The sequence below is a fragment of the Halalkaliarchaeum sp. AArc-CO genome, assembly GCF_024972735.1.
Taxonomy (GTDB): Archaea; Halobacteriota; Halobacteria; order Halobacteriales; family Haloferacaceae; genus Halalkaliarchaeum.
On the sequence record NZ_CP087723.1, the window covers coordinates 2,792,975 to 2,805,432 of the forward strand.

General features: G+C 65.7%; 14 protein-coding genes. 2 read left to right on the forward strand and 12 right to left on the reverse strand.

The window, feature by feature from the left end:
* Positions 1-6: 6 nt before the first annotated feature.
* Positions 7-1,368, reverse strand: a complete 1,362-nt coding sequence (hemA, locus tag AArcCO_RS14655; RefSeq protein ID WP_259534232.1) for a glutamyl-tRNA reductase — start codon at positions 1,366-1,368, stop codon at positions 7-9.
* A gap of 586 nt (positions 1,369-1,954) precedes the next feature.
* Between hemA and AArcCO_RS14660 the strand changes: the two genes are divergently transcribed.
* Positions 1,955-2,566, forward strand: a complete 612-nt coding sequence (locus AArcCO_RS14660) for an IMP cyclohydrolase (RefSeq protein WP_259534233.1) — start codon at positions 1,955-1,957, stop codon at positions 2,564-2,566.
* A 31-nt stretch (positions 2,567-2,597) separates the two neighbouring features.
* Here AArcCO_RS14660 and AArcCO_RS14665 read toward each other — a convergent pair whose 3' ends face one another.
* Both AArcCO_RS14665 and AArcCO_RS14670 read right to left on the reverse strand, forming a co-directional pair.
* The gene (locus tag AArcCO_RS14665) at positions 2,598-2,927 is read right to left on the reverse strand and encodes a hypothetical protein (protein ID WP_259534234.1); all 330 of its coding nucleotides are present in this window, start codon (positions 2,925-2,927) and stop codon (positions 2,598-2,600) included.
* Complete coding sequence (locus AArcCO_RS14670) at positions 2,928-3,302, reverse strand: hypothetical protein (RefSeq protein WP_259534235.1); 375 nt, start codon at positions 3,300-3,302, stop codon at positions 2,928-2,930.
* Between the two features lie 132 nt (positions 3,303-3,434).
* Here AArcCO_RS14670 and AArcCO_RS14675 point away from each other — a divergent pair, with 132 nt between their 5' ends.
* Positions 3,435-4,163, forward strand: coding sequence for a metallophosphoesterase family protein (locus AArcCO_RS14675; protein WP_259534236.1), 729 nt, complete (start codon positions 3,435-3,437; stop codon positions 4,161-4,163).
* Positions 4,164-4,195: 32 nt separating this feature from the next.
* Here the strand turns inward: AArcCO_RS14675 and AArcCO_RS14680 are convergent, their stop codons facing one another.
* The 9 genes from AArcCO_RS14680 to AArcCO_RS14720 form a co-directional block, all read right to left on the reverse strand.
* Positions 4,196-5,785: a globin-coupled sensor protein gene (locus tag AArcCO_RS14680; protein WP_259534237.1), complete on the reverse strand. Its 1,590-nt coding sequence runs from the start codon at positions 5,783-5,785 to the stop codon at positions 4,196-4,198.
* Between the two features lie 169 nt (positions 5,786-5,954).
* The gene (locus AArcCO_RS14685) at positions 5,955-6,593 is read right to left on the reverse strand and encodes a protein disulfide oxidoreductase (RefSeq protein ID WP_259534238.1); all 639 of its coding nucleotides are present in this window, start codon (positions 6,591-6,593) and stop codon (positions 5,955-5,957) included.
* 308 nt (positions 6,594-6,901) lie between these two features.
* Complete coding sequence (gene cobJ / locus AArcCO_RS14690) at positions 6,902-7,732, reverse strand: precorrin-3B C(17)-methyltransferase (RefSeq protein ID WP_259534239.1); 831 nt, start codon at positions 7,730-7,732, stop codon at positions 6,902-6,904.
* Positions 7,733-7,747: 15 nt separating this feature from the next.
* Complete coding sequence (locus tag AArcCO_RS14695; RefSeq protein WP_259534240.1) at positions 7,748-8,686, reverse strand: precorrin-3B C(17)-methyltransferase; 939 nt, start codon at positions 8,684-8,686, stop codon at positions 7,748-7,750.
* Positions 8,683-9,627: a cobalt-precorrin 5A hydrolase gene (gene cbiG, locus AArcCO_RS14700; protein ID WP_259534241.1), complete on the reverse strand. Its 945-nt coding sequence runs from the start codon at positions 9,625-9,627 to the stop codon at positions 8,683-8,685. Before cbiG ends, AArcCO_RS14695 begins: the two co-directional genes overlap by 4 nt.
* Before the next feature lie 4 nt (positions 9,628-9,631).
* On the reverse strand, positions 9,632-10,411 hold the full coding sequence (gene cobM, locus AArcCO_RS14705; RefSeq protein WP_259534242.1) for a precorrin-4 C(11)-methyltransferase: 780 nt from the start codon (positions 10,409-10,411) through the stop codon (positions 9,632-9,634).
* The gene (locus AArcCO_RS14710) at positions 10,408-11,148 is read right to left on the reverse strand and encodes a cobalt-factor II C(20)-methyltransferase (RefSeq protein ID WP_259534243.1); all 741 of its coding nucleotides are present in this window, start codon (positions 11,146-11,148) and stop codon (positions 10,408-10,410) included. Before AArcCO_RS14710 ends, cobM begins: the two co-directional genes overlap by 4 nt.
* The gene (cbiT, locus tag AArcCO_RS14715) at positions 11,145-11,738 is read right to left on the reverse strand and encodes a precorrin-6Y C5,15-methyltransferase (decarboxylating) subunit CbiT (RefSeq protein WP_259534244.1); all 594 of its coding nucleotides are present in this window, start codon (positions 11,736-11,738) and stop codon (positions 11,145-11,147) included. Before cbiT ends, AArcCO_RS14710 begins: the two co-directional genes overlap by 4 nt.
* 61 nt (positions 11,739-11,799) lie before the next feature.
* The gene (locus tag AArcCO_RS14720; protein ID WP_259534245.1) at positions 11,800-12,441 is read right to left on the reverse strand and encodes a precorrin-2 dehydrogenase/sirohydrochlorin ferrochelatase family protein; all 642 of its coding nucleotides are present in this window, start codon (positions 12,439-12,441) and stop codon (positions 11,800-11,802) included.
* Between the last annotated feature and the right edge of the window lie 17 nt (positions 12,442-12,458).

A 12,458-nucleotide genomic window follows, 5' to 3' on the forward strand; every position in this document is an offset into this window, starting at 1 on the left:
ATCGAGCTATCTCGTTTCGGCGTCGGCTTCCGACGTCGACTCCTCGGCATCACACTCCGATTTCTCGCGAACGTCGTCGACCGCGATCTCGTCGACCGTTCGATCGAACAGCGTCAGCCAGGCGTCGACCGTCTCCCGGTCGTCGGTGGCGGCTGCCTGCCGCAGCGCCGTCGTCTTCGGGTGGAGGAGTTTGTTGACGAGCGCCTCCGAGAAATCGCGCATCGCCGCCTCCTGTTCGGGAGTGAGCTGCTCGCTTTCGGCGTCCAGGCGGTCGAGCGCGCGCTCGAATTCGGCTTCCCGGCGTTCGTGTGCCCGCGAGTAGATCTGCGACAGCGTGTCGTCGACCTCTTCGGCCCGCAACTGTTCGGCGAGCCGGACCCGCTCTTCGGCGATGATCTCCTCGACGGCCGGAATCGCCGCCTCCCGCTGCTGTAATCCGTCGTTGCGCACCGACAGCACGTCCTCGATCGTGACGAGTGCAACGTCATCGAGGTCGTCGACTGCCGGGTCGACGTCGCGGGGGTTCGCCAGGTCGAAGACGACGAGTTCGTGGCCGACCAGGTCCGCGATCGAGAGCACGCGGTCGTCGGCACCCGTCGCGGTGACGACGAGATCGGCCGCCGACAGGTGATCGTCGCCCAGATCCACGAGTGCGACCGCCTCGCCGCCGACCACCGCGGCGAGTTCTTCGGCGTTCTCCAGCGTGCGGTTGGCGACAGTGAGGCTGGCCTCGTCGTCGGTATCGTCGACCGCGATCCTGTGAGCGAGCGCTTTGACGACGAGTTGTGCGACCTCTCCAGCGCCGACGACGAGGACGTTTGCGTCTTGGAGTTCGTCGACGCCGGAGACCTCCGGAAGCTCTTCGCGCGCCCGGTCTAGGGTGACACTACCCAGCGAGACCCGGCCCTCGTTGATTCGGGTCTCGGTGCGGGCGCGTTCGCCCACTCTGAGCGCTTTCAGCGCGATCGTATCCAGCGTGTCACCGAGCGCGTCGGCCTCGCTCGCGCGCTTGTAGGCCCCGCGCAGTTGGCCGAGGATCTCGTCCTCTCCGAGGACGCCGCTTTCGAGCCCGCAGGCCACCCGCAAGAGGTGCTCGACGACGGAATTGCCGACGAGCAGGCGGTCGGAGTCGGGAGAAACGTCGACGCCGATCTTCCGTCCGAGCCCCTTCAGAACCGCCGCCGCTTCTGGCCCGTGGAGGTACAGTTCGTATCGCTGGCAGGTGCGCAAGACGAGCGCCTCGTCTACCCCCTCCTTTCCGAGCAGGAACGACCGGACCGACGACTCCTCGTGGCTGCAGGCGATCTCGAACCGCTCGAACCCGTCTTCCTCGAGCGTGAATCGGAGGCCGGCGACGTCGTCGTACATTGATTTGATGTGTGGTGGATCGCTGTGGTAAGTCGTCGAATCGATGTCAGTGTCGGGGCTGGCGGTGGGAATCGGCCGCGTGGTACTGGTTCTCGTTTCCTCCTACACCCTTCTCCGTTTTGGCTTCTTCGATCGGAATCGCGTACTGAAAACGCGATCCCGCCCAACCGACGAGTGGATTCCCGGTTCGACCGGGGGTCAGGCAGTTATTTTCGGGGCGCGTGGGCGTCCTCGAGTTCGGTCATCCGCTGGGCGAACGCCTCGGGGTTCTCGTCGTGGTACTCCCAGATGGTGATATCGGCGTTGCGCACCTCGTCGACGCGGGGGTGCTCGCCGCTGGTGAGCCACGTCCAGTTCAGTTTAAAGAGCCCTTTATAAATGATATTCAAAATGGAATATGCAGGACGGTACCAAATCCGGGGACAGAAGGAGCAGAAGGGGTTGATGGAGGAAAATACGAGGTAAAAGGCCCTCTCTTTTGCAGCGGGAGGAAAGCAAGTGTGACCAGGGGGCCAGACCGGGACAACCGGGAGACAGCAGGAGGACGACCGGTAGCTATAACTCGAAACCACCGCCAGACACGTGCATGTACGTCGGACGATTCGTCGTTGTCGGCCCCGGAATCGGCGGGTATCGCGTCTCCTCGCGCTCGTTCCCGAACCGCCATATTCACGAACGCGACGGCACGCTCACGGTTTCGCCGACCCCCGACGCCCCCGAGACGGATAACCCGTACATCGCCTACAACTGCGTCCGGACGGTGACCCCGGGGGCGGCAACCGACCGGACGACCGGTGACGACACACTGGCAGTCGTCGGCAACGGCTCACACGTCGACCCGATCACCGAAAAGCTCTCGCTGGGCTACCCCGCCCGCGACGCCCTCGCGAGTGCGCTGCTCGCGCTGGACTTCGAGAAGGACGACTACGACACCCCCCGGATCGCCGGCGTCGTCGGCACTGAGACGGCCCACGTCGGGACGGTCCGCCGCGACGCGCTGCTCGTCCGGGAAGTGGCGGAGTCGACGCTCGTGGCCACCTACGAGCGCGACGATCCCGAAGCGTGGGAGCTGGCGGCGACGACGGCCGACGGTGTCGCGAGCGAACTGTACGAGGCCGACTTCGAACACGCGGTCTGTGCGGCGGGTGTGACCGTCGACGCCGACGGCGTGGAGACGGCGATCGAAAACGGCGAGTAAAAGGAAGCACTCCCGCCGGGTTTGCCGTCAGCTATCTGAGATATGATTCCAGTTCGTCGAGAGCACGATCGACGAACCCGTCTGTGGTCCGACCTTGCCACGCGACAATGTCCTCGATTCGGGGAGAGTGTATTGCCCATGGAGAGACGAAAGACTCCTGTGGCACGCCACCAGTCTCCCAAACCTCCGGATCGAGCGCAAGTGAGCGATCGTACTTCGTGGTCGAGACGGCGACCGCGATGAACTGTTCTTCATCGAACGGATGTGATTCGTTGTTGACGATGAGCCACGGTCGCTGCCGCTCGCTTCCGAGTTTGAACGGGTCGAGACTCCGAACAACGTCTCCCTGTTCCGGCCGCATTCATCGCCTCTGCTCATCGTTCTGTTCGCTCGGATGCGGTTCGTCCGGCGCGACCGACTCCCACTCTTCGTGGTCGATACCCCCATCCTCCTCGTCGAGGCGTTCCATCGCCGTATGGAGGTCATACGCGTCAGTCAGTCGCTCCCGGTCGTCGGTTATTGCCCAGTAATTCCCCTTATGTCGGACGAGATTGCGCTTCTTTAAACGCGAAAGAGCCGTCCCGACCGCGTTCTGGTCCTCGTCGATTCCGGCAGCGATCTCCGAGCGAGTGAACGCCTTGTCCCGGTGGGCGTAGAGGTATTCGACGACCTGCTCGGGCACGCTTCGGTCTCGAGTGAAATCACTTGCCTCGAAATCTTCGATCCGTACTGGCATGCTTTGTACTTGGTGTACTCGTGTGATAAGTGTACTGACGTACTTTCGGATCGTGGACGGCTGCATGGTTTCGAGATCGTAACAGCACCGACAGCCGTCCGGTTTTTCCGCCGGGCACCCGTACGCCGCCACATGCGAGTCGGCGTGATCTCCGACGTCCACGGCAACCTCCCGGCCTTCGAAGCGATACTCTCTGCTATGCCCGAGGTCCACGCGCTCGTGTGCGCGGGTGACGTGGTCGGCTACAACCCCTGGCCGGCGGAGTGTCTCGAACGAGTTCGGGAGCTGGAAATCCCGACAGTACAGGGGAACCACGACCGGGCGGTCGCCGGGGGCGGCGGCTTCGGCTTCAACTCGATGGCGGGGGCGGGCGTGGAGTACGCCCGCGGGGAACTCGACGAGGAGGCGATCTCGTGGCTGGGATCGCTGCCAGCCATGCGATCTGAATTCGATGGTCGGATCCACATCGCCCACGGCCATCCGGACAATCCGGACCGCTACACCTACCCCGAGGAGTTCTCGGCCCGGTTGCTCGAGGGGGGCGAGGGAGGGAACGTAGAAACCCAGGATCCCGACGTTCTCGTGCTCGGCCACACCCACGTGCAGGGGCACCGCGTCTTCGAGGAGGGTGTGGTGATGAACCCCGGCAGCGTCGGCCAACCCCGGGACGGCGACCCCCGGGCGGCGTACGCCCTGCTGGAACTCGGCGATCCCGAGGACCCGGTCGATACAGGGACCTCCGGCGACGTGCCGACAGTGGAGGAACATCGGGTCGAGTACGACATCGAAACGGTCGTCGAAGCCGTCGAGGAGGCGGGACTTCCGAAACGGATCGGAACGCGGTTGCGCGAGGGGCGGTGAACTGAAGTCGCCGTCTGCGTCGAGGGTGTAGATTACTCCCCGCCGTCGACCAGCCGGTCGACCGTCCGGTTGATCTCGTTTACGGTGGCGGTCTGCTGTTCGTTCGCGGCGGCGACCTGTTCGACCTCGTCGCGGACGTCCTGTGCCTTCTCGCTGGCCTCCCCGACCATGCTTGCGACCTCCTCGGTGCTGGCCGCCTGGTCGTCGGTCGCGTCGGCGACTTCGGCGATCCCTTCGGAGGTCTCTTCGACGGCCTCGACGATCTCCTCTAAGTTCTCCATCGCCGACTCGACGCTGTCGACCCCCTCGTCGATCTGGTCGGTAGCGGTGCCGAGGCTCTCGACGGTGCGTTCGGTGTCGGATTTGATCCGGTCGATCGTGGCCTCGATCTGGCCGGCCTGCTCCTGTGACTCCTCGGCCAGGCTCTTCACCTCGTCGGCGACGACCGCGAAGCCCGAGCCAGCGTCGCCGGCCCTTGCAGCCTCGATCGAGGCGTTGAGCGCGAGCAGGTTCGTCTGGTCGGCGATGTCGTTGATGACGTCCACGATGTCGTCGATCTCGTCGATCCGGTCGTCGAGCCGGTCGACGTCGTCTGCCACCTCGTCGGCGGCGTCGCCGACGTCCTCGATCACGTCGACTGCTTCGCCGGCGGACTCCCGGCCAGTCACGGCCAGTTTCTCGGCCCGGCTGCTGGTGGCCTCCACCTGGTCGGCCGTGGAGGCGATCTCCTCGACGGTCGCGCTGAGGTTCGACACCTCGCCGGCGACCTCCTGCATCCCCTCGGCCTGCTCGTCGGCGATCTCGGCGATCTCCTGGGTGCTCCGGGAGACGTCCTCGGACATCTCGCGGAGTTCGTCCACGGAGTTTTTCACCTCCTCGCCCACGCGTTCCTGGCGCTCGAGTTCGCCCTCCAGCCGGGAGCTGTACGACTCGATGTAGGTGTCCATCGCGACCTGCTGGTCGAGGTTCATCAGCTTCAGCACCGACAGCGCCCGGTCGACCACCTCGTCGACGGCTTCCTCGACCGACTCGACGGGTTCGGCGTCCGTGATTCTGGCCTCCTCGAGGGCTGGTTCGAAGGGATCGTCGGCGTCAGCGACCCCGTCCGGCTCCGCCGTCGCACCGCCGTCGGTCGCCGTTCCGTCACGGGCGCCGGCGCCCTCCGCGCGGGCTTTCACGTCCTCGGCGATCGCCTCCAAAAGCCGTCGGTAGTAGATCGAATAGGCGCCGAGATACATCCGCGGCCCCAGATCCAGCATGTCGTGGATCTTGCCGATCCGGGCACGCCGGTCGAAGTACGACTGGTCGTAGGTGCCCGCCCCGAGATCACGGAGGTACTCCGTCTGGGTGCGCTTGAGCGCCTCGACCCCTTTGCTGGAGGAGTCGATGACCGCCATCGACTCCGAATGAGACTGGAGATGATTGTAGAACTCGTCGACGACGTCGTCTGCGATGCCGTCGAAGAGGGGATCCATCTCCTGGAGTCGCCGGGCGTCGTCGCGTTCGAACTGCGTGAACTGCTTGCGCCACCGGATCTCCTCGTCGTCGATTCCGATCTCGTCGGTCAGGCTCGCGCCGTCGACACCGCGGCGTTCTTCAGCGCCGATCTTGTGTTCGGACATGATTGCTTATCGGTGAGTCCGGAAGCTGGAATATGTAAGTTGGCTCCCGATTACGACGACTGATAATAGCAGCAAGGCGAGACGACGAGGCGAGAGAATTCAGCTGGTAGGCTGAAGGACGGTTAAAGACCGAGCCACGTCCGAGAGAATGGGAGACCCAGGGGCGGATCTATAGCGCGTTTTTGACTTCCGAGAGGAACTGCTGTGGCGGGAGATTCCCCGTGAACTCGCCGTCTGTCCCGTTAACGTTAATCTGGGGAACGCCCCGGACGCCGTACTCCTGGGCGACCTCCATGAACTCCTGGGACTGAATCATCTCGCCGCTGACCTGGTCGTTGACCATCGCAAACCGGTGGGCAGTCTGAACTGCACCCGGGCAGTGCGGGCACGTGGGCGTGACGAACACGGTGATGTCGACCGGGTCGTCGATCTCCTGGACCGCCTCGACCAGGTCCCCAGAGAGGTCGGGCGCCCCGGTGGACAGCTCCACGATGTCGGTGATGTAGGAGTTGATCTCCTGGCCCGTCGGGAGCCCAAAGTACTTCACGCCGGAGACATCCCCGCCCTCGAGCACCTGCACGGGGCCGTGGTCGTACTTCGTTGCACCGTACTCCTCGGCCGCCTCGCTGTCGAAGTCGTGTTCTTCGATCGAGAGCAAGTCGGACGTCTCGACCATCTCCCGGTTGAACGCGAGACATTCTTCGCAGGTCTCACAGTCGTCGGTGAACGTGTGGATTGTCACCGGTTCGTCCATCCGCTCGAGGAGGTCGCCGATCTGTCGTTTGTTCTCGTCGGTCAGCAGTGACATGGGTCCCGTTTCGTCGCCAGTGCTTAAATGTGTGTTGACTCTACAATACTAATTCCAAAGGAGGATGTTCCGATGTTAGGGTACTGTTCTTCATATACGGGGTATTTAGGCAAAGTCAAAACCGATTTGGTAGGCCTTAAACTCCCTGATCATTGCCCATCAAACGCACTATTAACGACACATTACAGTTGGATATGATAAGAGCAGCAAGGGCGGTGACGCCGAGCAACTGAACCGCGCCGGTGAGCCGAATCGTGGTTAAAAACGAACCACCGAAAGGCGCCGGGATTCCCGGGTACGGACCATCACTAGTAGTCGTACTTCGTCTCGTACCCCCGCGGGGTAATCATCCGACCGTCGTAGACGTAGGTGTCCTCGGTGCCGACCAGAAGCGTCGACCGCATGTCGAGAACGTCGCTGTCGCCCATCGATTCCAGCTCCCCGAGCTCGACGATCTCGACGCGTTCGTCCTCGCGGCCGGCGGCGTGGACGATTCCGACCGGCGTCTCTGGGTCGCGGTGTTCCAGCAGGATTTCACAGCATCGTTCGAAGTTCCCCTCCCGTCGCCGACTCCAGGGGTTGTAGACGACGATCGCCAGCTTCTCGGGGGCGACCGCGTGCAGTCGCGACTCGATCTCCGCCATCGGGACGAGGTGATCCGAAAGCGAGATGGTGACGGTGTCGTTCACGAGCGGCGCGCCCAGCCGGGCGGCACACGACTGGGCGGCCGGGACGCCGGGGACGACCTCGAAGTCGAGGTCGCTGGGGGTCGCGTCCTTCGACTCGATTATCTCGAGTGTGAGCCCCGCCAACGCGTACACGTTGGGGTCGCCGCTGCCGACGATCGCCACGTCGTGGCCCGCGATCGCCCGATCGACCGCCTCCTCGGTCCGGGAGACTTCCCCGCCCATCGACGTGGCGTAGACGTCCGCGGCCGCCTCGATGATCTCCTCGGGCAGCAGGTCGACGTAGGTAGTGTAGCCGACGACGTGGTCGGCGTCGAGAAGCGCCTCCCGCGCCCGGATCGTCATCCCCTCCGGGTGACCGGGGCCGAGCCCGACAGCCGTAAGCGTGCCGTGGGTCGGTTCCTCGTCCTGTGCCGCCGTCCGTTCGTCGGTTCCGTCAGTAGCTGTTGTCATACGCTGATCGAATCCTCAAAAGTCGGTTATCTCGCGGTCGCCGCGGGGGGTGAACATACAGCGCCGACCACCGAATTCCCGAATCTCCGTCCCCGCGTTTCCGACGACGAGCGTTGTCGCCATCGCGTCGATTCCGTCATCGCTGGCTTCGTCCTCGTTGCCGTCGTTGCCGTCGTCCTCGTTGTCCAGTAGCTCCTCGAGCGTCGCGATCCGTCGCCGCTCGCCGACGCGTCCGGCTTCCTTCCGGCCGACGTCGGTGACGACGGCGACGGGAACGTCTCCGGCGCGTTCCTCGCGGATCGTCGCGAGCGCGCGACGGTGGTTCCCTCGAGGGTTGTACAGCACAATCACGAAGCCGCTTTCGGCGGCCGCCCGCAGCTTCCGGCCGATCTCGTCCCAGGGACGCCACCGCTCGGACAGCGAGACGGTACAGAAGTCGTTGGAAAGCGGCGCCCCCAGCGCCGCAGCCGCGCCGGTCGCCGCCGTTACGCCCGGAACGACTTCGATCGGGAGGTCCTCGGCGCCAGCCTGCTGTGCGGCCGAAAACAGCAGGTCCGCCTTGCCGTAGACGTTCGGATCGCCGCCGGAGACGTGGACGACGTCCTCGCCGTCGCGGACGCGCCGGACGGACAGCTCCGCGAGTTCCCGCTGGCGTCCCATGCTGGACCGCACCAGCGTCTGTTCGTGGCCGCTCTCCCGGACAACCACTTCCTCGTCAAACGTCGTCCCGTCCCCGTCGGCAATCGAGTCGTCCTCGAGCGCCGCCGGAGGGAGAATTCCGCCCTCACAGAGGAATCGGCGGTACAGGTCGGCGACGATCACGCAGTCGGCGTTCCTGATGACCTCCTGTGCCCGCCGGGTCGCGTGCTCGGGCAACCCCGGGCCGATACCGACGACGTACAGGGTTCCGTAGTCGTCTTCCCGGTCGGACGACGGGGAATCGTCCCCGGTCATCGCGCGATCGCCACCGTGATCTCGCCGCCGTAGCTCGTCTTCTCCAGCAGGAGCTCACCCTCGCGGCCGCCCGCGATGGCCGACGACTCCGCGATCCCCGGCCAGCCGACGAGCTCCCGCGACTTCGAGGGGGTCGGCCCCTCGTGGTCGAAAAGTGTCTCCCTATCGAACGTCACCACACCGATGCCGAACTCGGCTGCCGCCTCGTAGAGGCCCTCCTCGCCCTCCTTCAGCGCCCCGGTAGCCACGAACTCGACGTCCCCTGGCCCGTGTGTGGTCCGGTCGAGGGCGTCCCGCCAGGCGTCGAGCAACGCCTCCGCGCCGGCGCCCGAGACGCAGCCGGTCCCGATCACGACGCCGTCGTTGCCGGCCGCCCGGGTCCCCCGCTCGAGTACGGTCACCTCGTCGTCGACGAGCACCGCTCGGGGGCCGTCGATCCTGACGACGGGACCTAGCTCCCCCGCAAGCGCCGCACTGTTCGTCGCGACCGTCGAGTCGGGGGTGACGATCCGCGCATTCAGCGCCCCGGCCCGCGTCTCGACGGCCGGCTCGGCGTCGGGGTTTCCGGTTGTCTCCGTCGCGGTCGTCACCGCCGGCGTCGCCCCCAGCGCCGCGAGCTCGCTGGCGATCCGGTTGCCGCCGTGGTGCCCCCCGACCAGCGGGATCGCCCAGGTCATCCCGGCGTCGACGACGACGACCGCCGGATCGGACCACTTGTCATCGAGCAGTCCGGCGACTTTCCTGATCGCGATTCCGCTGGCCATCACGGCCACGAAGCAGTCGAACGCCCCCCAGCCGTCGGTGAAGACGTCGGCGTGATATTCCAGGACGTCGGCCTCGCGTTCGGATCCACCCAGCTCGTCGGCGATCTCCCCTGCGATGTCCTGGTTCCGATCGAAGGCGACGACTGCGACCGATTCGACTCCGTTGGTGTCGCTCACGCGATCAGTCCTCCCAGTCGTGATCGCTGTTGGCCCACCCGCCGTAGAGGTGGGATCGCTCGTAGCCCGATCCGGTGACCGCCTCGCCGATCACCACCAGCGCGGAGGCGCGGTAGCCGGCCTCCTCGACCCGGTCGGCGATGGTGTCGATCGTGCCCGTGATGACGTCCTCGTCGGGCCAGGAGGCGTGATACACGACCGCCACCGGCGTGTCGGGGTCCTGGCCGTCCTCGAGCAGTCGGTCCATCGTCTCCCTGACTGCGTGGGTTCCCAGATAGACACAGGTCGTCACGTCGCCCATGTCGACGAACTCGGTGATGTGATCGTTCTCGGCGTCGAGGGTCCGGCCCTGGGGACGGGTGATGACAACGTGGTTCGAGACCTCCGGCAGCGTGAGCTGGGTGCCGAGCGTCGCGCTCGCGGCGAAGGCCGCGGTGACGCCGGGCACGAGGTAGCTCGGGATCCCGCGCTCGGCGAGGGCGTCCATCTGCTCGACGGCTGCGCCGTATATCGACGGGTCGCCGCTGTGGAGTCTGACGACCGTCTCCTCTGCCTCGTATGCGTCGGCCATCAGCGGGATCAGTTCCTCGAGATCCTTGCCCGCGGAGTTCACGGTCCGGGCGTCCTCGCAGTATTCTTCGAGAAGCTGGCCGTTGACCAGCGATCCCGCGTGGACGACCAGATCGGCCTCCCCGAGCAGCCGCCTGCCGGCGACGGTCAGAAGTTCGGGGTCACCGGGCCCTGCCCCCACGAACGGGATCCCATCCTGCTGGTCGTCGATCATCGCTGTCCCTCCGTCCGGAACTCGTCGGTCCGGAGCTCGTCGGACTGGGACTCCTCGGTTCGGAACTCGTCGGTCAGGAACTCCCTATCGAGGTCGCGCTTTTCGGCATACGCGAGCGTGAAATACCCCCCGTCAGTCAGATCTGCAGGATCGTCGGTTATCACTGTCTCTCCCTCCATGAACAGTCGCCGGCCGAACCGGACGTCGTAGCCCGCCTCGGCCAACTTCTCCGCCGTCGTTTCCGCGTCCGTAACCTTGAACAGCACCAGTCGGTCCGGGCCGACCGGCGCCACCCCGTCGATCGCCTCCCGGAGAGCGATCCCGGAGCCGGCTTCGATCTCGACGCCAAGGGCGCTCGCGAACGCGGTCGCGGCGCTGACGCCGGGGATCACCTCGACTTCGACGTCCGGGTACAGCACGTCCAGCGTCCGGCGGAGGTGGCCGAACGTGGAGTAGACGTTCGGGTCTCCGAGAGTGACCACCGCGACGTCGCCCACCCGATTCGCCTCGGCGACCCGCCGGGCGGCCGTCCGCCAGGCCCGGCGCAACTGCTCGTCGTCGTCGGTCATCGGGAACGAAAGCTCCTCGATCGTCGCTGCCGGGACGTGGTCTGCGGCGATCGACTGCGAGAGCTCACCCGACGCGTAGACGGTGTCTGCGGCCTCGAGCAGTCGTTTCCCCTCGATCGTGAGCAGGTCGGCGTCGCCGGGACCAAGTCCGATACCGTACACCGTCACGGTTCGTTTCCTCCACTCCCTGGGTTGTCGGCGAGTTCGTCGCCCGATCCGCCACGCCGTCCGACGATCACGAACACAGGGTTCCCGGCCGACAACCCGGTTTCGCCGGCGAGGTCGTATCCTCTGCTCACCTGGAGCTGGATCGTCTCCGCGAGCAGGTCTCGCGACCGGAACGCCTCGATCGCCCTCGCGGCGGTTTCGATCCGACAGACGTTCATCACGATCCGCTCGACGCCCGTCTCGACGGCGCGATCCAGCACCGCCTCGGCGTTCCGGCTCCCGCCCAGGAACAGCGCGTCGGCGTCCTCGGGAAGGCCGTCGGGCGCCTCTGCCTCCCGCAGCCGCACGTCGCCGTCGTAGTCGTTTGCCGCCAGGTTCCCCCGGGCGGCATCGATCCGTTCGGGGTCACGTTCCAGCGCGGTCACGGTCGCCACCCGGCGCGCCAGTTCCACTGTCACGGCGCCCGTACACGCCCCGACCTCGGCGACGTGATCCGTGGGCCGCACCGCGAGCTTCGAAATCGCCACCGCGCGGACCTCCGGCTTCGTCGGCCCGGCGTCCGCCTCGTGTGGCAGCGAGAGTTCGGTCATCGGACGTACTGTTCGAACCATGTTTAAAAACAATTCCGTTTGTTGTATGGAAACTCTGTTTTCATTCTGTGGATCCCATCCAGACTATCTCGATCGCACGATCCCTGGCGTCGTCGTGCCGTCCGTCTTCGAGTGCCCGCCAGACGCCGTCGTCGTCGATGACGCGGCGGAGCGCTTGCCGGCGCTGCTTGCTCGACAGGTCGGGGTCGTCGCCGAGCCGGTTGCGGAGGTCGGCCTGGAGCGCGACCATCGGCTCGGTCCGTTCGAGGAGCGGCTCGATTTCGCGCCGGAGATGCCGCGCGACCGCAGGACTTTCGCCGCCCGTCGAGATGGCGACGGTGAGCGGTCCCGACTCGGCTCGGGCCGGCGTGACAGTGTCGCCGCGTTCGTCGACCCGGTTCACCAGCGCGTCCGCCTCCCGGCCCGCCCTCGCGATCGCGTCGTTGAGCGCTCGGTCGTCGGTTGCGGGGATCACGAGGAACAGTTCCCCCTTCAGGCTCGCGAGGAGTTCGTCGGCCTCGTCGGGTTCGACCCGTCGCCGGCGACGTTGGCAGTCGACGCCGTCGAACCCGTCCGCGAACGCGTCGGCGACGACAGTCACGTCGGCCTCGGCGGCGAACGTTCGGGCCTTTCGCAGCGCGACCCGGCCGCCGCCGACGATCACCACTGACCTGCCCTCGAAGTCGTGAAACAGCGGTAGCATGTCGTTTCTCTCCGTTC